An 18780-nucleotide genomic window follows, 5' to 3' on the forward strand; every position below is an offset into this window, starting at 1 on the left:
GGGCGAGGGCCTCGGCCTCGTGGGCGCTGGGGCCGACGACGGTGACGTGGCCGAGTTTGCGCCCGGGGCGCACTTCCTTGCCGTAGAGGTGGACGCGCGCCCGGGGCCCCCCGGCCTCCATGGCCGCGCCGAGGGCCCGGGCGGGCTCGTCCAGCCGCGAGCCGAGCAGGTTGACCATGACCGCGCTCCACCCCGGTCTGACGGGGTCGGTGGCGCCCAGGGGCAGGTCGAGGACGGCGCGCAGGTGCTGTTCGAATTGGCTGGTGACGGCCCCGTCGATGGTCCAGTGCCCGGTGTTGTGGGGGCGCATGGCGAGCTCGTTGACCAGCACCCGCTCCTGGTCGCCCTCCCCCACGACGAACATCTCGACGGCGAGGACCCCGGTGACGCCGAGGCGCTCGGCGATGTCCTCGCCGATCCGGCGCGCGAGGTCCGCCGTGGCAGGGCGGATCCCCACGGCGGGCGCGGTCACGGCCGAGCACACGCCGTCCTCCTGGACGGTGGAGGCCACGGGCCACGAGCGGATCTCGCCGGAGGGGCGCCTGGCGAGCAGGGCGGCGACCTCGCGGGTGAAGGGGACTATCTCCTCCGCCAGCAGCGGCCCCTCCCCCAGCCACGGGTCCGCGTCGCGGGCCTGGTGCACTGCTTTGACGCCGTGCCCGTCGTAGCCCCCGCGCGGGGTCTTCACGACCAGGGGCCATCCGACTGCGGCGCCGAACGCCTCCAGGTCCGCCCGGGTCTCCACGCGGGCCCAGCGGGGGCAGGGGACCCCCATCGCGGTGAGGCGCTCGCGCATGGCGAGTTTGTCCTGGGCGTGGAGCAGGGCGGCGGCGGGCGGTTCGATGGCGACCAGGGGGGCGCACGCCTCGAGGACGGCGGCGGGGATGTGCTCGTGCTCGAAGGTGAGGACGTCGGCGCCCTCGATCAGGGCGAGGACGGCGGCCAGGTCGCGGGGATCCCCGACGGGCGCGTCGACGATCGCCTGCCCGCCGGATCCGCCGGGGGCCTCGACGAGCGCGCGCAGGGCGATCCCCAGTGCGATGGCGCTCTCCTGCATCATGCGGGCCAGTTGTCCGCCGCCGATGACGGCGACGGTGGGGCGGTGCTCGTTGTCCACGGCTACAACATAGCGCCGCTGGGTCAGAAACGCCGCGAGCGACGCCCCATGGACATGAGGGCGCCCTCGGGCATGACGCGGTCGGGGTCCAGCGACTTGGGGATGGCCGCCAGCGACACGGTGAACACGGGCGGCTGGTTCTGGGCGAGTTCGAGGCGCCCTCCCATCGCCTGTGCGAGGTCCCGCGCCAGGGCGAGGCCGATCCCCGTGGACCCGTGCCCCGAAACGCCCTTCTCGAAGACGTTCGGGGCGATCTCGTCGGGCACGCCCTCCCCCTCGTCACTGACCTCGATGACGATGCCGCGCTTGGACGTGCCCTTGCGGGCGCGGACCGTCGTCGTTCCCGCGCCGTAGCGCAGCGAGTTCTCGATGAGCGTGGCCAGGACCTGCCCGAGCTTGCCCGCCTCGGCCAGAACCGGCATCTCCGCCTCGTCGAGGAAGACCAGGGGGCGGCCCTCGGACTCGAAGCGGTCCTCCCACTCCTCACGCGCCGTGTTGAAGACCTCGAGGATGTGGATGGCCTCGGTCTGCCCGTTGCTCCGCGCGTTCGCGTCGAGGAGGTCGGTGACGACCCGCGTCATGCGCTCGACCTGCTCCAGGCAGGAGCGGGCCTCGGCGCGCACTTCCTCCTGGGAGGAGACGAGCTCGATCTCCTCGATGCGCATGGACAGCGCGGTGAGCGGGGTGCGCAGCTGGTGGGAGGCGTCGGCCGCGAACTGGCGCTCGGCGGCGAGGCGCCCGGCCATGCGCTCGCCCGTGCGGGCCAGTTCCTCGGACACGAGGTCGATCTCCTCGATGCCGGAGGACTCGACGCGGGCGCGCACCTGCCCGGAGCCGATCTGCTCGGCCTGGGCGGCCAGGTAGATGAGGGGCGCGGAGAGGCGCCGGGAGAGCCTGCGGCCCATCGCCCAGCCGGTGAGCATGGAGACCGCCATACCGGCCGCGAAGACGGCGCAGGTGACGGCGATGCGCTTGACCGCGCGGGACCCGGAGGCGGTGAGTTGCACGGAGATGCCCGCGGGCGAGGACACGGTGGTCGTCATGGCCGGCTGGGAGGGCCGCACCTGGTTGACCATGAGGGCGTGCCCGGGCACCTTCACCCTGTAGGCCACCGGGGAGCCGCTGCCCGGGTCGGCCACCAGGGAGTCGAGGAGCTGGGGGGTGACGGGCTCGTCGGAGCTGATGCGCCGCTCGATGGCGTGGAGCACCGCCTGCCCCTGGGTGTCGAGGGCCCGTTGGTCGTTGTTCCACACGAGCACCGAGGCGAAGAAGGCGCCGGGCACCCCCATGATGAGCGACACGACGGCGACCACGGAGACGATGATCCGCACCGCCCGTTCCCGCATGCCCGGCTCCCCGGCTCAGCGGCGGGTCGTCTCGAAACGGAAGCCCATCCCCCGCACGGTCGTGATGTAGTGCGGGTCGGAGGCCTCGTCGCCGAGTTTGCGGCGCAACCACGACACGTGCATGTCGAGGGTCTTGGTGGATCCCGTGGGGTCGGAGCCCCACACCTCGCGCATGAGCTCGTCGCGCTCGACGACCGACCCGGCCTCGCGCAGCAGGACGCGCAGCAGGTCGAACTCCTTGGCGGTGAGCTGGAGCTCGGTGCTGCCGGAGAACGCCCGGTGGGCGGCCACATCGACGCGGATGTCCTGGGCGCGCAGCTCGGACTCGGCGGGCTCGGCCGTGTGGCGGCGCAGCAGCGCGCGCACGCGCGCGAGCAGTTCGGCGAGGCGGAAGGGCTTGGTGACGTAGTCGTCGGCCCCGGCGTCGAGCCCGACGACCATGTCCACCTCGTCGGTGCGCGCGGTGAGGATGAGGATGGGGACGCGCCCGCCGTCGGCGCGGATCTCGCGGGCGACGTCGAGCCCGTCCATGTCCGGCAGCCCCAGGTCGAGGACGACGAGGTCGGCCCCCTCGACGTTGGTGAGCGCCTCGCGCCCTGTGGACGAGGCGAGCACCTCGTACCCTTCGCGGCCGAGGGCGCGGGCGAGGGGTTCCGAGATCGCGGGGTCGTCTTCAACGAGGAGAACTCTAGTCACGCCCCCATCTTAGCGAACACGGGGGAACTCTTTCATGTTTCTTGACCGAAATACGGGCATACGCTGAAGGCGTCCGGCGGCGCCCCGCCGGGCCCTAGTCGACGGCCGAGAGCACGTAGGGGGACACCGGGCCGAAACCGCGCAGGTCGGCCGTGGGGAACTCCTCGAGCTCGTAGCCGTGCCCGCCCTTGCCCGCGGCGATGGCGGCGGCGGTGGTCGGATCGGTGAGGATCTTGCCCACCGGGGCGATGTCCACCAGGCGGGAGGCGAGGTTCACGGTCGGCCCGAAGACGTCGCCGGAGCGGGAGAAGACGTCCCCGCGCACGAAGGAGGCGCGCACCGGGAGGATCTCGTCGTCGGCGTTGAGCCTCTCGATGAGGGAGGTCGCCACCCGCAGGCCCGTCGGCAGGTCGTCGGCGATGTACAGGACGGCGTCGCCGATCATCTTGACCACGCGCCCGCCCGCCTCGACGACCGCGTTGCGGCTCTCCTCCTCGAAGCGCTCGATGAGGCCGACCAGGGCGTCCCCCAGGATGGTGGACGACGAGGTGTAGGACACCATGTCGACGAAGCCGAGCGAGCGGTTCAGGGGGAAGCGGGAGCGGCGGTCCTCGTGGCCCCTCTGGGCGACCTCCTTGTCGAGGCGCGCCAGCAGCGCCTCCAGCTGGCGCTGCCACGAGTGGATGAACATGCTCTCGAAGACCTCGACCCTGGAGCGCATGTGGTCCAGGACGTACATGCGGGCCGTGGTGTCGTCGAGGCCGTGGCGGCGCATCGCGTCCTCGACGAGGGCCTCGAACTGCCACAGCGCGAGGCGGTCGGCCAGGTGCGAGTTCGCGCGCAGCAGCGAACGGGACGTGGCCGTGTCGATGGCCCCCGACTCGACCAGGTCGTGCCACTTGGAGAACACGTCGAGATCCCTCTCGGAGAAGACGACGGCGCCGGGGTCGGGGGTGGGGAAGCCGAGGGCGCGCCAGAACTCGTTGACGCGGACGATCGGCGTGCCCGTCCGCTCGGCGATGTCGTGCGCCGAGTACAGCAGAGGCCCCCCCAGGAGCCGCGGCACGTAGCTGGGGGCGGTCAGCTCGTCAGGAAACGCTGACGACGGCACGTCGCGCGCACCCATCAGGATCCCCTCCTCCGACTGCTGAACACAACCTCATCAGCAGGTAATGGTATAAAACCTCACATTTTCCGTCCGAAGGATCGATGAGAATCCCTCGACGAAATCAAGTATAGTGGATAATTTGATTTTTATCCATTGATTGCGGCCCCGACCTGCGCAAACCCTTTCCGGGACACGCCGTAGGGCGGGCCGCCCGGCCCATGCACCCCAGATTGAGAGAATAATCCTATGCGCTTCATCCTCGCCTCACGCTCGCCCGCGCGCCGCGCGACTCTGGAGTCGGCGGGCGTCCGCCCCACCGTCATCGTCTCCGAGGTCGACGAGGACGCGGTCCTGGACGCCCTGCCGGGCGGCCGGGCCTTCAGCGGCGGGCGGACCACCCCCGCCGACGAGGTCATGGCCCTCGCCCGGGCGAAGCAGGAGGCCGTGACGAGGATCCTATGCGAAGAGGGCTCCTCTTTCCAGGAGGCCCCCTCCGAAGCACTGGTCGTCGTGGGGTGCGACTCGATGCTCGAACTGGACGGGAGGATGCTCGGCAAGCCCCACACCCCCGATGTGGCGCGCGCCCGCATACGGGAGATGCGGGGCAGGACCGCCGCCCTGTGGACGGGCCATTCAATGGCCCTGCTCTCCCCCGCCCGCCCCGGCGGCGCGCGGGACGTTGCGGGGGCCGACACCGCCAGCGCCTCGACCCTGGTCCACTTCGGGGACATCACCGACCGCGAGATCGACGCCTACGTGGCCACGGGCGAGCCCCTCGGCGTCGCTGGCTCCTTCACGGTCGACGGCCTGGGCGGCCCTTTCATCACGGGCGTGACCGGGGACTACCACTCGGTCGTGGGCATCTCCCTGCCGCTCGTGCGCGCCATGGCGGCCGGCCTCGGCGTCTTCTGGCCGGACCTGTGGGAGCCCGCCGGGTGACGACGGGCACCCGGGGGCGCGCCGCCGTAGAGTTGACGCATGGACACCAACACCGTGTGGGGCGTCGGCCTCGCGACTGTCACAACCAGCGGCCAGACCCTCGACACCTGGTACCCGGCTCCGCGGCTGGGCGAGGGCCACGACGACGAGCTGGCCACGCGCCTCGCCCTGTTGGAGAAGGTCGATGACGCCCGGGGGGTGCGCACCAGGGTCGTCACCTGCGCCCAGCGCCTCGACGAGGCGCCGGACTCCACCGAGGGCGCCTACCTGCGCCTCCACGCCCTGTCCCACCGCCTCGTGCGGCCGAACACGGTCAACCTCGACGGGATCTTCTCGCTGCTGCCCACGGTCGTGTGGACCGACGCGGGCCCCTGCGCCGTCGAGGGGTTCGAGCAGACCCGCCTGCGCCTGCGCGCCCGCCTCGGGCGCCCCGTCGTGGTGGTGGGGATCGACAAGTTCCCGCCGATGACGAACTACGTCGTGCCGTCGGGGGTGCGCATCGCCGACGCGGTGCGCGTCCGCCTGGGCGCGCACCTGTCCGAGGGCACCACCGTCATGCACGCCGGCTTCGTGAACTTCAACGCCGGCACCCTCGGCGCCTCGATGGTCGAGGGCAGGGTCTCCCAGGGGGTCGTCATCGGCGACGGCTCGGACGTGGGCGGGGGCGCCTCGACCATGGGCACCCTGTCGGGGGGCGGCAGGCAACGGGTCCGGCTCGGCCGCCGCTGCCTGCTGGGCGCCAACTCGGGCCTGGGGATCCCCCTGGGCGACGACTGCGTCGTCGAGGCGGGGCTCTACGTGACCGCCGGCGCCAAGGTGGCGCTGATCGACCCCGCCTCCCCCGGCCAGGAGCGGATCGTGGCGGCCCGCGAGCTCGCCGGGGAATCGAACATCCTCTTCCGCCGCAACTCCGTGAGCGGCAGGGTCGAGGCGATCGTGCGCGACGGGCACGGCATCGAGCTCAACTCCGCGCTGCACGCGTCGAACTGACCGCCCGGGCGCGGCGCGGATAGCCCCTCCGCCCCGCGAAGGAGCCCCGCCTGTGGACGGCAGGCCGACTGCGGCTGCGGGCCCGCTGCGGGCGCGGCGCCCGTCGCGCGGGCCCCTCCGGGCCGATGGCGCGGCGCCCCCGACCCGTGCTCGCGCGCATGCCCGCGCCACCCCCTCACCTCACCCTTCCGCGCAAGGGCCGGAGCGGTCCCCCGCTCCGCGAAGGAGCCCCGGTGGGCTCCGCTCAGCCCCAGTGGGAGGCGATCCTGGAGGCCGCCGCCCCTATCCTCTCGTCCGTGGCGGTCAGCGCCATGCGCACGCGCCCGCGCGCGGCATCGCCGTAGAAGGCGCCAGGCGCCACCAGGATCCCCAGGTCGGCGAGGCGCCGCACCAGTTCCCAGTCGTCGTCGACGCCCGGGCAGCCCAGCCACAGGTAGAGGCCGGCCACGGACCGCGGGTCGTTGACCAGGCCCGCGGAGCCCACGGCGTCCAGGAGCCGGGCGCGCCGCGCCCCGTACACGTCCCGCTGGCGCCGCACGTGCGCCTCGTCGGCCAGGGCGACCGCCATGGCGTGCTGGACCGGGGCGGGCACCATCATGCCCGAGTGCTTGCGGGCCTCGACCAGGGCGGCGACCAGGCGCGGATCGCCGTACACCAGGGCGGCCCGGTAGCCCGCCAGGTTCGACTGCTTCGACAGCGAGTAGAGCACGACCAGGCCGGAGGGGTCGCCTCCGCACACGTCGGCGTCCAGCAGCGAGGGGACGCCACCGCTGACGTGCGGTTCGGCCCAGGGCAGGGCCGCGTAGCACTCGTCCGAGACGATGACCGCGCCCCTGCTCCGCGCCCAGGCGATGGCGGCGCGCAACTGGTCGGCGTCCATGACGTGGCCGTCGGGGTTGCCCGGGGAGTTGAGGAAGACCATCGCGGCGTCCGGCCAGGACCCGGGCCTCAGCGGGTCGACGGGCACAGGGACCGCGCCCGCCAGGCGCGCGCCCACGTCGTAAGTGGGGTAGGCGACCTCGGGCACCAGGACGGTGTCCCCGGGGCCCGCGCCCAGCAGGGCGGGGATCCAGGCCACCGCCTCCTTCGAACCGATGGTCGGGATGACGCCCGCCTCCCCCACGTCCACCATGTTCCTGCGGGCGCCCCACGCCAGGATCGCCTCGCGCACCTCGGCGGTCCCCACCACCGCCGGGTACCCGGGGGCGTCGCAGGCCCCGGCCAGCGCCTCCCGGATCAGCGCGGGCGTGGGGTCCACGGGCGTCCCCACCGACAGGTCGCAGATCCCGTCGGGGTGGGCGGCCGCCTGCTTTTTGTAGGGGGCCAGGGAGTTCCAGGGGAACGCGGGCAGCGGGAGGGGGCGGGGCAGCTCGGCCATATCAGTACCCGTTCTCAGCCTTCCACTCCTCGTTCTGCGGGGGCAGCGCGGCGATCATCGGATCGTCGTACTCCTGGACCCCGGTGCGCTGGGCGCCGCCCGGGCTGCCCAGTTCACTGAAGAAGTCGGCGTTGGCGCGCAGGTAATCGGACCATTCATCGGGCAGGTCGTCCTCGTAGAAGATCGCCTCGGTGGGGCACACCGGCTCACACGCACCGCAGTCCACGCACTCCTCCGGATGGATGTAGAGGCTGCGCTCCCCCTCGTAAATGCAGTCGACGGGGCACTCGTCGACGCAGGCGCGGTCCTTCACGTCCACGCACGGCTGCGCGATGACGTAGGTCATGTGGCATTCCTCCTCGGAAGTGTCTGCCGATAGCTCTGCGTCTATTATTCACGCGTGGAACCCTCCATACCCCATGAACCTGGCCACGGGCCCGCGAACGGCGCCACCGCGCCGAATAGTCGGCCCCCTCACGATCCGGGGGCGGCGCGGCCCCCGGGGGCATTTTCCTCATCCCGGCAGCGTGCAATTGAGCGCCTGCCGTGGATGCGGTGGCGCCCGGGCGAGCGCGTCGTCCTGCGCTACCGCCTGGACGACGGCCTGCACGACGCCCTGGGCACCGTCGTCGAGGCCGCCATCGACCACGTCTCCATCGAAACGAGGCGGGGGCTGGTCCGGGTGGAGGCGACGACCATGGTGACCGGCAAGTCCGTTCCCAGCCCGCGGGCGCCCGGTCCGCGGGCGGGGGCCCGGGAGCGCGGGCCGGGGACCGGGGCCCAGCAGCGTGGTCCCGACACCGCCCCGGGCACCCCGCCGTGAGGGACCGGGCGGCTCGTCACGGGTCAGGCCGCACGGCCCGCTTCCAGGCACCCCGCCGTGAGGGACCGGGCGGCTCGTCACGGGTCAGGCCGCACGGCCCGCTTCCGGGCACCCCGTCGTAAGGAACCGGGCGGCTCGTCGCGGGCTGGACCGCCATCCTGCCCCCGGGCACCCCGTCATAAGGAACCGGGCGGCTCGTCGCGGGTCAGGCCCCTGTTCTCCGCCTTGCCGGGACACTGATTCCCCGAGGCGCACTTCGAGGTGGCGGGCGAGTAGGCCAACCACGGATCCGGAGGGCGGATCCGCAAGTGCCCGACGGGCCCCGGGCCCGCCCAGCGGGCAGTGGACGCGCAGACGGGGCTTCCGCGCGACGGCTCGGACTGTTCTGCCCGTGGAGCAGCACGAGGCCCGGGCGGAGCGGCGTCCAAAGGGCGGGGCACTCGGGCTGTTTAGCAAGCGAAGTCGGGTTTTCAAAGGGATACCGTCACTTTGCAAGTGTTATATCGCTTGCAAAGTGTGGTAGCGCTGTGAAAGCGTAGGTATCGCTGCGAAAGTGTGCCCCGTCGTGTCGGTATCGCTGTGAAAACAGCCCATGGCGCGCGGCTCCCGGACCCGGGCGCCCGGAGGCCCCGCGGTATAGTCGCCAGAACGGGCCCCGCGCCGCCTCCGCTTTCCAACGAGACGCATTGGGGCAGGAAACCACCCATTGGGGTAGGCAATTTGCCTACCCCAATACCCTCTTGCCTACCCCAATGCGGCAAGGCACTCGCAGTTGCCTACCCCAATGCGGCAAAGCACGGTGCGTTGCCTACCCCAATGCGGCAAGGCACGCAGGCGCCCCCGGGCCCGCCGTTCCACGGCGGAGTCGGCGCTCACGCGTCCTTCTGCTCGTAGGGCTTGTCCCGGGAGCCTATTTCAATCAGATTCCCCTCGGGATCAGCGATGCAACAAGTCCTCTGCCCCCACGGCTCCGTCGCGGGCTCCATCACCGGCACCGCGCCGTTGTCGACGACGCGCCTGAACGAGGCGTCCACTTCCTCGAAAGTGTCCACGTAGAGCGCGATCCCGCAATGCCCGTTCAGCCCCTTGCCGTAGTCGTAGCGGCGGCCCGTCATCCTCTCGAAGTCCTTCCTGCCGCACAGCAGGAACAGGGTCCCACCCTTGACCAGGTGGACGTTGGCTCGACGTGGGCGCCGATCTGGCCGACGACAGGGTCCCGTCCTTGACCAGGTAGACGTTGGAGGAGTCCTCCGCCTCCTTGATCCCGAAGCCGAGCACGTCCCTGTAGAACCGGATCATCACCGCCATGTCCTCGACGAGCAGTCCGAAGCCGTCCAGTCTCATACGACGCTCCCCCGAGTCCGATCGTGATCCCGTCCGCGCCCGGTCACCGGTTCGCGCGGCGCTCGCGGGCGGCGATCTTGAAACGCTCCTGGGCGTCCAGGACGACCTTGCGCACGCGCACCGCCTCGGGGGTGACCTCGACGCACTCGTCGCTGGCCGCGAACTCCAGGGACTCCTCGAGGGTGAGTTTGCGCGACGGGGTGAGGGACTCGTACACGTCGGCGGTGGCGCTGCGCGTGTTCGTCTGCTTCTTCTCGCGGCAGATGTTCACGTCCATGTCCTCGCCGCGCGGGTTCTCGCCCACGACCTGCCCCTCGTAGACCTCCGAGGAGGGCTCGACGATGAAGGTGCCGCGCTCCTGCAGGTTCGTCATCGCGTAGGGCGTGGCCTGTCCGGCGCGGTCGGCCACGAGGGAGCCGGTGAGGCGCTGCTCGATGGGGCCCTGCCAGGGCGCGTAGCCGTCCGCGATCGACGAGGCGATCCCCGTTCCCCGGGTCTCGGTGAGGAAGCGCGTGCGGAAGCCGATGAGGCCGCGCGCGGGGACGACGAACTCGAGGCGGATCCAGCCGGAGCCGTGGTTGGCCATGGTCTCCATGCGGCCCTTGCGCGCTGCCATGAGCTGGGTGACGGCGCCGAGGTGCTCCTCGGGGATGTCGATGGTCATGCGCTCCATGGGCTCGGACAGGACTCCGTCGATCTCCTTGGTGACGACCTGCGGTTTGCCGACCGTCAGCTCGAAGCCCTCGCGGCGCATCTGCTCGACCAGGATCGCCAGGGCGAGCTCGCCGCGGCCCTGGACCTCCCAGGCGTCGGGGCGGTCGGTGGGCAGGACTTTGATGGAGACGTTGCCGACCAGCTCGCGGTCCAGGCGGTCCTTGACCTGGCGGGCGGTGACCTTGGCGCCCTTGACCCGGCCTGCCATGGGCGAGGTGTTGATGCCGATGGTCATGGAGATCGCGGGGTCGTCGACCGTGATGAGCGGCAGGGGCCGGGGGTCGTCGAGGTCGACCAGGGACTCCCCGATCATGATGTCCTCGATGCCGGCGACTGCGACGATGTCGCCGGGCCCGGCGGACGCGGTGGACACGCGCTCGAGGCCCTCAGTGGCGAGCAGTTCGGAGATGTGGACCCGCGAGATGGTCCCGTCATGGCGGGCGAGGCCCACGTCCGCCCCCTTGCGCAGCGTGCCGTTGTGGATGCGCAGCAGGGCGAGGCGGCCCAGGAAGGGGGAGGCATCGAGGTTGGTGACGTGGGCCTGCAGGGGCGCGGACTCGTCGTAGGCCGGCCCGGGGATGCGGCTCAGGATGGTTTCGAAGAGGGGTTCGAGGTCCTCGGCGGGCAGCTGCCCGTCGCCGGGGTTGTCGAGGGAGGACTTCCCGGCCTTGGCGCAGGCGTAGACGACGGGGACGTCCATGAGCGAGTCGACGTCGATGTCGGCCCCGTCGTTCATGAGGTCCTCGCCGAGGTTGAGCAGCAGGTCGGTGGTCTCGGCGACGACCTCGTCGATGCGCGAGTCCGGACGGTCCACCTTGTTGACGACGATGATGACGGGCAGCTGGGCGGCCAGGGCCTTGCGCAGGACGAAGCGGGTCTGGGGAAGGGGCCCCTCGGAGGCGTCGACCATGAGGACCACTCCGTCGACCATGGACAGGCCGCGCTCGACCTCGCCGCCGAAGTCCGCGTGGCCGGGGGTGTCGATCACGTTGATGGTGACGCCGCCGTCGACGCCCAGCGCCCGGGCGGCTGGGCCGTTGTAGTGGACGGCCGTGTTCTTCGCGAGGATCGTGATCCCCTTCTCGCGCTCGAGGTCGCCCGAGTCCATGACGCGCTCGCCCGTCTTCTCCACGGTGTCGCGCTCGGAGAACGCCCCCGACTGCCAGAGCATGGCGTCCACCAGGGTGGTCTTCCCGTGATCGACGTGGGCGACGATCGCGACGTTGCGCAGATCTTGACGGGTGGACATCGTGGACTCCTCCTGCATGGACGACTAGCATTGTGAGGTGCGGGACACCGTGGTACCCCCTGCTGGCGGAAAGTCAACCGATCCTCACAGGCATACGGGTCTCAGAATATCGGCTGCCCCGGGCGCACGCTCATACGCGCCTGCGACATGAGACACGTAGGCGCTGCGCAAGACCGACCAACCGGTCTAGTTGCACAGTAATTATACGCCTTCTTAACTGGAACCATGACTGAGATCGACATCCACACTTTCGGGCGCCACGCCAACGCGGGGCACGCCTCGCCATTCGGCGCGCACGTCCTCGACTGGCAGCCGAACAGCGACCACCCGTTGCTGTGGCTCTCCCCCCGCGCCGTCACCGACGGCACCGCGCCGATCCGGGGCGGCATCCCCGTGTGCGCGCCGTGGTTCGCCGCACCCGACCAGTCCCCGGCCATGCCCCCGCCGGGCGCCCCCGCGCACGGGCTCGCGCGCACCCGCCGTTGGGAGCTCGAGGAGCGCGCCCCCCAGTCCCTCACCTACTCCTTCACCCACCGGCGCGCGGACGCAGGAGGCGTCTTCCCCCACGATTTCACCGCCCGCGTGGTGATCCAGGGCTCCGAGGAGCTCACGGTCGCGCTCACCCTCGTCAACGACGACGACCACCCCTTCGCCGTCGAGGCGGCCCTCCACGCCTACCTCGCAGTCGGCGACGTCAAGGACATCACGATCGACGGCCTGGACGGGGCGCCCTACTACGACGCCGCCAAGGGCCGCAACGCCGTCCAGAAGGGGGCGCTCTCCCTGGTGGGGCCGACCGACCGCATCTACGTGTCCACCTCCCCCATCCACGTCATGGACCCCCGGTGGGGGCGGCGGATCACTGTGGACAAGAGCGGCTCCGGCACCACCGTCGTGTGGAACCCCTGGCGGGAGGGTGCGGCCAGGATCGCCGACATGGGCGACGACGACTGGCAGCGCTTCGTGTGCGTGGAGACCGCCAACGCGCGCCAGCGCGCGATCACCCTGTGGCCGGGCCACCCCCGCCGCCTGACGGCCACCTACGGCGTGGACCAGATGGACTGACGCCCCCTGCCCCGGAGCCCCGGGCGCGTGCGCGCGGGCGTCCCCCCGTCGCGCGCTCCGCCCACCCCAGGCGCGTGCGCGCGCGGACGCCCCGGCCTCGTACAATAGTGCGCGCACCATCACCTGCCCGGGAGTGAACATGGGACTGAAGAGCGCGGTCGCGACCGCATACCTGGCCGTCTCGCGGTGGAAGCTGGTCTGCGAGCCCCTGCCGCCGAAGGTCGTGATCATCGGGGCGCCCCACACCTCGAACTGGGACGGCGTCTTCATGGCGGTCTCACTGTGGAAGGCCGGCCGCCCCTTCCAGTTCCTCGTCAAGGACTCCCTGGCGAAAGCGCCTGTGCTCGGGGCCTTCATCCGCGCGATCGGCGGCGTCTCCGTCCAGCGCGGGCACGCCAACGGACTGGTGGGCCAGGTCGCGGAGCGCTTCCGCGCCTCGGAGTCCTTCACCCTGTGCATGACGCCGAAGGGCACGCGCTCCCCCCGGGAGCACTGGAAGTCCGGCTTCTACCGGATCGCCCTCGAGGCGGGGGTGCCGATCCAACTCGGTTTCGTCGACGCGTCCACCCGCACGTTCGGCTGGGGCCCCACCTACGAGCTGACCGGGGACATGCGGGCGGACATGGACGCCATCCGGGCCTTCTACGCCGACAAGACCGGCGTGCACCCGGAGAGGGCCTCCGTGCCGCGCCTGCGCGGTGAGGACGGATGACCCCGCCCCCTGGGGCCCCGGATCACCGCGGCCGGCCACCGCGCCACTGGCCCCTCCGACGACGGGGCGGCCGGTGCCACCGGTGCCCCCTGTGGCCGCGCCTGGTCATCGCCGCCTGCGCGGGCACGGCCGCCCTGGGGCTCGCCGCGCCCGCCGGGGCGGACCCGGTCCAGCGCATCTCCCTCTACGAGGAGTACGAGGTGACCCCCGCCGTCTCCGCCCAGCACCGCGTCTTCCTCACGGCTGAGGGCGTGGCCCTCTCGCAGAAGCAGTGCCAGGAAATGGGGAACGGCACGAACGCGGACGTGTCGCGGACGGCGCGCCACGACGGGCAGGAGGGCTGTGAGTTCCACTGGTCCCTGGCGGACGCGGGCGCCGAGGTCTTCACGATCGACGACACCGGGAAGTTCGCCTTCCGCTCCCGCACCGATGAGCTGCTCGCCGGATTCGACACCCCCGACGCCCGCGCCACCGTCGCCTCGGTCGTGCTGACCGTCCACGGCGCCCACGTCCACGAGACGAGCGGGCAGCCGCAGATCGACTCCCATGACGAGTCCACCAAGAACGACGCGACAACGGTGACGTGGTCCCAGCCCGACGGCGCCGTGGAGGCCCGGGGCACCATCGACCCCGGGGCCTCGCCCACTCCGCCCCCTCCCCCGGCCACCGGCACAGCGCCGCCCTCCGCCTCCGCGGCACAGAGCGGTTTGGCGCGCCCGCAGGCGGCCGGGCACGCGGACGCGCCCGATTCCTCTTCGGGGATCTACCCCGTGCTCGCCGGTTTCCTCACGCCCCTCGCCGTCGTGGCCGTCTTCCTGATCGTGGGGCGCTGGCGCGCGAACAGGGCGGGGGCGGCGTCCGAGGGGACGGCAGCCGCCGAGGCCCTCCCACCCCCGGCCGATCCCACCGAGTCCGCCGAGTCAGCGCGCTTCCCCTACGGGAAGCCCCTCGGTTAGAGCGCGGCCCCGGGGCGCGGATCAGCCCCTTGCGGGCGCAACCCGGCGGGAGCCCGTCTGGAACCGCCCCGGCGCGAACGCGGGCGCGCACCACTGGCACCACCCCACATGAGCCAGGTCATATTCCATGACCGGTTGGTGCGCTTGTTCATTACGTTGCGTAATGAATTATCGTGAGCCCAACGAAAGGAGGGCGCGATGAGCGGGAAGCGGTACACGAGCGGCGAGATCGCCACTGCCGCGGGAGTGACAGTGCGCACGATACAGCACTACGACAATATCGGCCTGCTCCCCTCCACGGGTAGAACCGACGGAGGGCGCCGGTACTACACCCAGGACGACTTGGTCCGGCTCGAGCAGATCGTCTTCTACAAGTCCTTGGACTTCCCATTGGACCAGATCAAAGAGCGCCTACTGCTCGAACCCGGCAAGACCGAGTTATTGACGATGCTCGAAGAGCAGAGGCTACTGCTGCTCCAGAGGATGGAGCACCTGCACACCTCGTTCGCCACGATCGGGATCATGTCCGAGATGATCGAATCCGACAGGCAACCGCCCCTCGCCCTGCTGCTCAGGTTCCTCAGCGCCCTGCCCGGGGACGACGTGTTCTCACGGGCGCCACAATTGCTGACGGAGGAACAGCGCGAAGCGCTCTCACCGCGGTTCCAGGACGTCGAACCCGTCCAAGCGTTCTACCACAGGTGGAAAGAGGCCCTCATCGAAGCGGCGGTCCTGGTCCACGAGAACGCGCCCCCGGACAGCGCCGCCGCGCAGGATCTGGCGAGGCGGTGGTGGAACGCGATCCTCTCACTCACCGGCGGGGACATGGACCTCATCGAGCAATTGTCCCAGCTGGGCCTCGAGGACCAGATGGGAACGGGGGACGACGAGCTGATGAATTCGGCCAGCCGTTACGTGGAGGCGGCTTTCGGCCTGTTCTCCGCCAGCGGCGGCCCGTGCCCCGAGCCGGACGGGAGCAGTGCGGGAGGAGATGACGATGATAGAGCTGAGCGGCCTGACGAAACGGTACGCTGACAAGGTCGCGGTGGACAACATCAGCTTCCGAGTCCGCCCGGGGGCGGTCACGGGCTTCCTCGGTCCCAACGGAGCGGGCAAGACGACGACGATGCGGATGATCCTCGGCCTGGCCGCCCCCACCTCGGGACGCGTGGAGATCGACGGCCGCCCGTACGCCGCGCTGGACGCCCCTTTGAAGAAGGTCGGCGCGATGGTGGACGCGAGCGCGATAGACCCCCGCCTGACCCCTGCGCAGTACCTGGACATCCTCACGACCGCCTCGGGGACCGGCGGCGCCAGGATCCGCGGCGTCCTCGCCGCCGTCGGACTCGCCGAGGCCGCGGACAAGAGGATCAGCGAGTTCTCCTACGGCATGAGGCAAAGGGCCGGCATCGCGGCAGCGCTCATCGGCGACCCTGAGACCGTCTTGATGGACGAGCCCTTCAACGGCCTGGACGTGGACGGGATCCACTGGCTCCGCGCACTGCTCAAGGATCTGGCGGGGCAGGGGAAGGCCGTCCTCGTGTCGAGCCACCTGCTGAGCGAGGTCGAGGAGATCGCGGACAGGATCGTCGTGCTGGCCCGTGGCGCGCTGGTCGCCGACATGCCCATGGCCGAATTGCGCGGCAGGAGCGCGGGCTCCTACGTGCGGGTGCAGTCCGATGACGCGTCCGCGCTGCGCCGCGCGCTGGTGACGCAGGGCGCTCGAGTGGAGGCTTTGGGGCACGGCGCCCTCCGTGTGAGGGGTTCGAGCGCGAGGCGCGTTGGGGACACCGCTTTCGAGGAGGGCCTGCGCGTCCACGAGCTGGTGGCGCACCAGCCGTCCTTGGAGCAGCTCTTCGCCGAGTTGGTGGAGGGGAAGACGGAGTACGGGGGCGCCGCCCCTGGTCGGGAGAGCGGAGCGGCACGACGATGACGAGGTCGATCAACGCGGAGTGGAAGAAGATCTGGTTCCCCGCGCACTCACGGCTGTACCTACTCCTCGCGCTGGTGGCCGCCGTGGCCATGGGACTCGTGTTCGCCTCGACGACACAGGTCACGCGGGGCGAGGCCCTGTCCCAGCTCGACCCGATGTCCATAATCAGCGCGAACATCCTAGGAGTGGATGTCGTGGCGGTCCTGCTCCTGCTCTTCGCGGCGGTCCAGGTCGGCCGCGAGTTCCGCGAGAGGACCGCGCAGTCCTACCTCGCCGTCTCGCCGCGCAGGAGCACTTACTTCATCGCGAAATCGCTGGCGTTCGGCCTGGTCTCACTGGCAGTCGGAGCCGCCGTGGCGCTCGCCGCCCTCCTCGACGGGCTCCTCCTCGTATCAGCGGTGGGCAAGCAAGCGCCCGCCCTCGCGGAGGCGTGCCGCCTCGCCGCCGGGAGCGCCCTCATGCCGCTCTTCTACGTCCTGCTCGCGGTCAGCGCGACGTTCTGCACGAGGAGCACGGCCGCCGGGGCGGCGATCCCGTTCACTGTCCTGTTCCTCCCGGCGATCGCCGAACTGCTCCCGGGAGCACTGCGGGGCGCCCTCGTCCCGCTCCTGCCCGCCTCGGCGATCCACACGCTGTCCGGCCAGGCCCGGATCGGCAGCGCGGAGCACACGGGGGCCCTCGTGGCGCTCGCCGTCCTGGCCGCCTGGGTGCTGCTTCCCGCCGTGTTCGCGGCCTGGAGGTTCCAGAGGACGGACGTGTGAAGCGCCTGCGTTCCCCTCGCCCTGCCCACTCTCAGCCGATGTGGAAGTACTGCTCCACCAGGTCCTCCACGCTCACGCGCGACTCCGCCAGGTCCTCGCGCAGGTGCTCGTCGCCGAGGGCGACCAGCTGGTGCGCCCACGCGTCGATGAGGCCGCTGGGGAACACTCCGCCGGCCTCGTAGTCCGCCCGCTGGGCAAGCAGGCGCCCCGCCGTTTCGAAGCACGAGGCGGGCAGCTGGTCGAGCCCTTCGATCCGCGAGGCGTCGCCGCTGACGTAGCGCTCCTTGGCGTACTCCAGCATCCCGGGCTCCGTCAGGCCGAGCCGGGCCGCCACGGTGATGCCCGCCAGCAGCAGGTGGATGGCGGCCGACCCGTCGGGGCTGCGCAGCTCGACGGTCTGGGCGTCGTTCGGGACCGCGCCGATCGGCGCCTCGGCGGGGTTGGCGTCGCGGAACATGGAGTCCGAGATGTTCTGCCACCCCAGGGGGACGCGCACCAGGACCGAGCGGTTGCGGTCCCCCCAGCACACGGCGGTGGGCGCCTCCTGGTGGGGCACGAGCCGCAGGAACGAGGTGGGGGCGGTGTTGCCGAAGGCCGTGAGCGAAGCCGCGTGCGAGAGGTAGCCGCCGATGACCTTGAGGGCGTCGTCGGTCAGGCCGTGGCCCTGGGAGAACCGGTTCACGCCGTCCTCGACCAGGCGCGTGTGGAAGTGCATCCCCGACCCCGCCTGCCCGACGGCGATCTTGGGGGAGAACGACACCTCGATGCCGTGGGAGTGGGCGACCTGGCGCACGACCCACTTCGCCAGGACCATCTGGTCGGCGGCGTCGCACACGTCCACGGGCAGGAACTCGATCTCCTGCTGGATCATCTGGAGCCCGCCGGACACGAAGTTGCCCACTTCGGCGTGGGCGTACTTCACGGAGCAGCCCATGGAGGCCAGGTGCAGCAGCGACTCGGTGCGCACCTCCTCCCACTTCGAGAAGGGGGCGGCCTCGTGGTAGCCCCGCTGGGGCTCGACGGGGAAGAGGCGCTCCTGCTCGGAGAACAGGTAGTACTCCAACTCCCCCAGCGCCTCCAGGCGGCACCCGGTCTCCGCCTCGAGCATCCGTTGCGCTTTGCGCAGGACCTCCTGGGGCGCCGAGGCCAGGGGCGCGCCGTCGACGTCGTAGAAGTTGCACATGAGCTCCAGCGTTGGAATGGCGCTGAAGGGGTTGAGGAAGGCTGAGGACAGGCGCGGCACCACGTACAGGTCGGAGCTGGTCGCCTCGACGAAGGAGAACAGGGAGGAGCCGTCGACGCGCTCGCCGAGTGTGAGGACGCGGTCGAGGTGCGCCTTCGACTGGATGGCGAAGTTGAGTGTTTTGAGCCGCCCGTCGCCGCCGACGTACCGCAGGTTCAGCATCGGGATCCGGTGGTCCTCGGCGTACCCCATCACGTCGGCTTTCGTGAACTCCTCAGCGGGTTTGCCCAGGGCCTGCACGAGGGGGTTCGGACTGAGGGAAACAGTGTCTGTCGACAGCATGAGGACTCCTCTTCGAGCGTGATTCGTATCACCGCAATAGTGGCACATTTCCGGCGGGCGCGGAAGGCCCGGCCCCGCGCCGCCCTGGGGCGGGCGGGCGGGCGCGGCCCCATGTCGCCCCTGG

Annotated in this window: 18 protein-coding genes and 1 pseudogene; 9 read left to right on the forward strand and 10 right to left on the reverse strand. The window is 71.0% G+C overall.

Translation table 11 applies throughout. The annotated features are described in order from the left end of the window. The 4 genes from BH719_RS09810 to BH719_RS03325 all read right to left on the reverse strand — a co-directional run. Positions 1–1117: 5-(carboxyamino)imidazole ribonucleotide synthase (locus BH719_RS09810; RefSeq protein WP_009743331.1), on the reverse strand; the 1117-nt coding region annotated here is incomplete at its 3' end. Between the two features lie 23 nt (positions 1118–1140). After that, positions 1141–2463: an ATP-binding protein gene (locus BH719_RS03315; protein WP_009743332.1), complete on the reverse strand. Its 1323-nt coding sequence runs from the start codon at positions 2461–2463 to the stop codon at positions 1141–1143. A 15-nt stretch (positions 2464–2478) separates the two neighbouring features. Further along, positions 2479–3159: a response regulator transcription factor gene (locus tag BH719_RS03320; protein ID WP_009743333.1), complete on the reverse strand. Its 681-nt coding sequence runs from the start codon at positions 3157–3159 to the stop codon at positions 2479–2481. A gap of 94 nt (positions 3160–3253) precedes the next feature. Continuing rightward, positions 3254–4285: an adenylate/guanylate cyclase domain-containing protein gene (locus tag BH719_RS03325; protein ID WP_009743334.1), complete on the reverse strand. Its 1032-nt coding sequence runs from the start codon at positions 4283–4285 to the stop codon at positions 3254–3256. Between the two features lie 228 nt (positions 4286–4513). On the opposite strand from BH719_RS03325, the gene BH719_RS03330 reads away from it, so the two are divergent. Further along, the gene (locus BH719_RS03330; protein WP_009743335.1) at positions 4514–5206 is read left to right on the forward strand and encodes a Maf family protein; all 693 of its coding nucleotides are present in this window, start codon (positions 4514–4516) and stop codon (positions 5204–5206) included. 39 nt (positions 5207–5245) lie between these two features. Next, positions 5246–6196, forward strand: a complete 951-nt coding sequence (gene dapD / locus BH719_RS03335) for a 2,3,4,5-tetrahydropyridine-2,6-dicarboxylate N-succinyltransferase (RefSeq protein WP_009743336.1) — start codon at positions 5246–5248, stop codon at positions 6194–6196. Between the two features lie 244 nt (positions 6197–6440). On the opposite strand, the gene dapC is transcribed toward dapD, so the two are convergent. Then, a complete protein-coding gene (gene dapC / locus BH719_RS03340; RefSeq protein ID WP_009743337.1) occupies positions 6441–7574 on the reverse strand; it encodes a succinyldiaminopimelate transaminase in 1134 nt (377 codons plus the stop codon). Between the two features lies 1 nt (position 7575). Then, positions 7576–7920, reverse strand: coding sequence for a ferredoxin (gene fdxA / locus BH719_RS03345; protein ID WP_009743338.1), 345 nt, complete (start codon positions 7918–7920; stop codon positions 7576–7578). 204 nt (positions 7921–8124) lie between these two features. Between fdxA and BH719_RS03350 the strand changes: the two genes are divergently transcribed. Beyond that, positions 8125–8397 (forward strand): putative acetyltransferase, encoded by a 273-nt coding sequence (locus tag BH719_RS03350; RefSeq protein ID WP_009743339.1) that lies wholly within the window; start codon positions 8125–8127, stop codon positions 8395–8397. An 872-nt stretch (positions 8398–9269) separates the two neighbouring features. On the opposite strand, the gene BH719_RS09815 is transcribed toward BH719_RS03350, so the two are convergent. The 3 genes and pseudogenes from BH719_RS09815 to typA all read right to left on the reverse strand — a co-directional run bounded on the left by BH719_RS09815 (position 9270) and on the right by typA (position 11704). Then, positions 9270–9512: a VOC family protein gene (locus BH719_RS09815; RefSeq protein WP_009743340.1), complete on the reverse strand. Its 243-nt coding sequence runs from the start codon at positions 9510–9512 to the stop codon at positions 9270–9272. A 121-nt stretch (positions 9513–9633) separates the two neighbouring features. After that, positions 9634–9741 (reverse strand): annotated as a pseudogene (locus BH719_RS10325) (VOC family protein); the annotation flags it as partial. Between the two features lie 43 nt (positions 9742–9784). Continuing rightward, positions 9785–11704 carry a translational GTPase TypA gene (gene typA / locus BH719_RS03360; protein WP_034255197.1) on the reverse strand — a complete coding sequence of 640 codons (1920 nt, stop codon included), beginning with the start codon at positions 11702–11704 and terminating at the stop codon, positions 9785–9787. A 225-nt stretch (positions 11705–11929) separates the two neighbouring features. Between typA and BH719_RS03365 the strand changes: the two genes are divergently transcribed. The 6 genes from BH719_RS03365 (at position 11930) to BH719_RS03390 (ending at position 17131) form a co-directional block, all read left to right on the forward strand. Next, the gene (locus BH719_RS03365) at positions 11930–12769 is read left to right on the forward strand and encodes a D-hexose-6-phosphate mutarotase (protein ID WP_009743342.1); all 840 of its coding nucleotides are present in this window, start codon (positions 11930–11932) and stop codon (positions 12767–12769) included. 139 nt (positions 12770–12908) lie between these two features. Further along, on the forward strand, positions 12909–13481 hold the full coding sequence (locus BH719_RS03370) for a 1-acyl-sn-glycerol-3-phosphate acyltransferase (protein WP_021613739.1): 573 nt from the start codon (positions 12909–12911) through the stop codon (positions 13479–13481). Beyond that, positions 13478–14437 carry a hypothetical protein gene (locus BH719_RS03375; protein WP_009743344.1) on the forward strand — a complete coding sequence of 320 codons (960 nt, stop codon included), beginning with the start codon at positions 13478–13480 and terminating at the stop codon, positions 14435–14437. Before BH719_RS03370 ends, BH719_RS03375 begins: the two co-directional genes overlap by 4 nt. A 198-nt stretch (positions 14438–14635) precedes the next feature. Beyond that, positions 14636–15472 carry a MerR family transcriptional regulator gene (locus tag BH719_RS03380; RefSeq protein WP_009743345.1) on the forward strand — a complete coding sequence of 279 codons (837 nt, stop codon included), beginning with the start codon at positions 14636–14638 and terminating at the stop codon, positions 15470–15472. After that, positions 15435–16370 carry an ABC transporter ATP-binding protein gene (locus BH719_RS03385; RefSeq protein ID WP_034255198.1) on the forward strand — a complete coding sequence of 312 codons (936 nt, stop codon included), beginning with the start codon at positions 15435–15437 and terminating at the stop codon, positions 16368–16370. Before BH719_RS03380 ends, BH719_RS03385 begins: the two co-directional genes overlap by 38 nt. Then, the gene (locus tag BH719_RS03390) at positions 16367–17131 is read left to right on the forward strand and encodes an ABC transporter permease subunit (RefSeq protein ID WP_009743347.1); all 765 of its coding nucleotides are present in this window, start codon (positions 16367–16369) and stop codon (positions 17129–17131) included. The genes BH719_RS03385 and BH719_RS03390 overlap by 4 nt, the downstream gene beginning before the upstream one ends. 31 nt (positions 17132–17162) lie before the next feature. Here the strand turns inward: BH719_RS03390 and BH719_RS03395 are convergent, their stop codons facing one another. Further along, positions 17163–18656 (reverse strand): glutamine synthetase family protein, encoded by a 1494-nt coding sequence (locus BH719_RS03395; RefSeq protein ID WP_009743348.1) that lies wholly within the window; start codon positions 18654–18656, stop codon positions 17163–17165. Positions 18657–18780: the final 124 nt, after the last annotated feature.

The sequence above is a fragment of the Pauljensenia hongkongensis genome (genome assembly GCF_001746855.1).
GTDB lineage: Bacteria > Actinomycetota > Actinomycetes > Actinomycetales > Actinomycetaceae > Pauljensenia > Pauljensenia hongkongensis.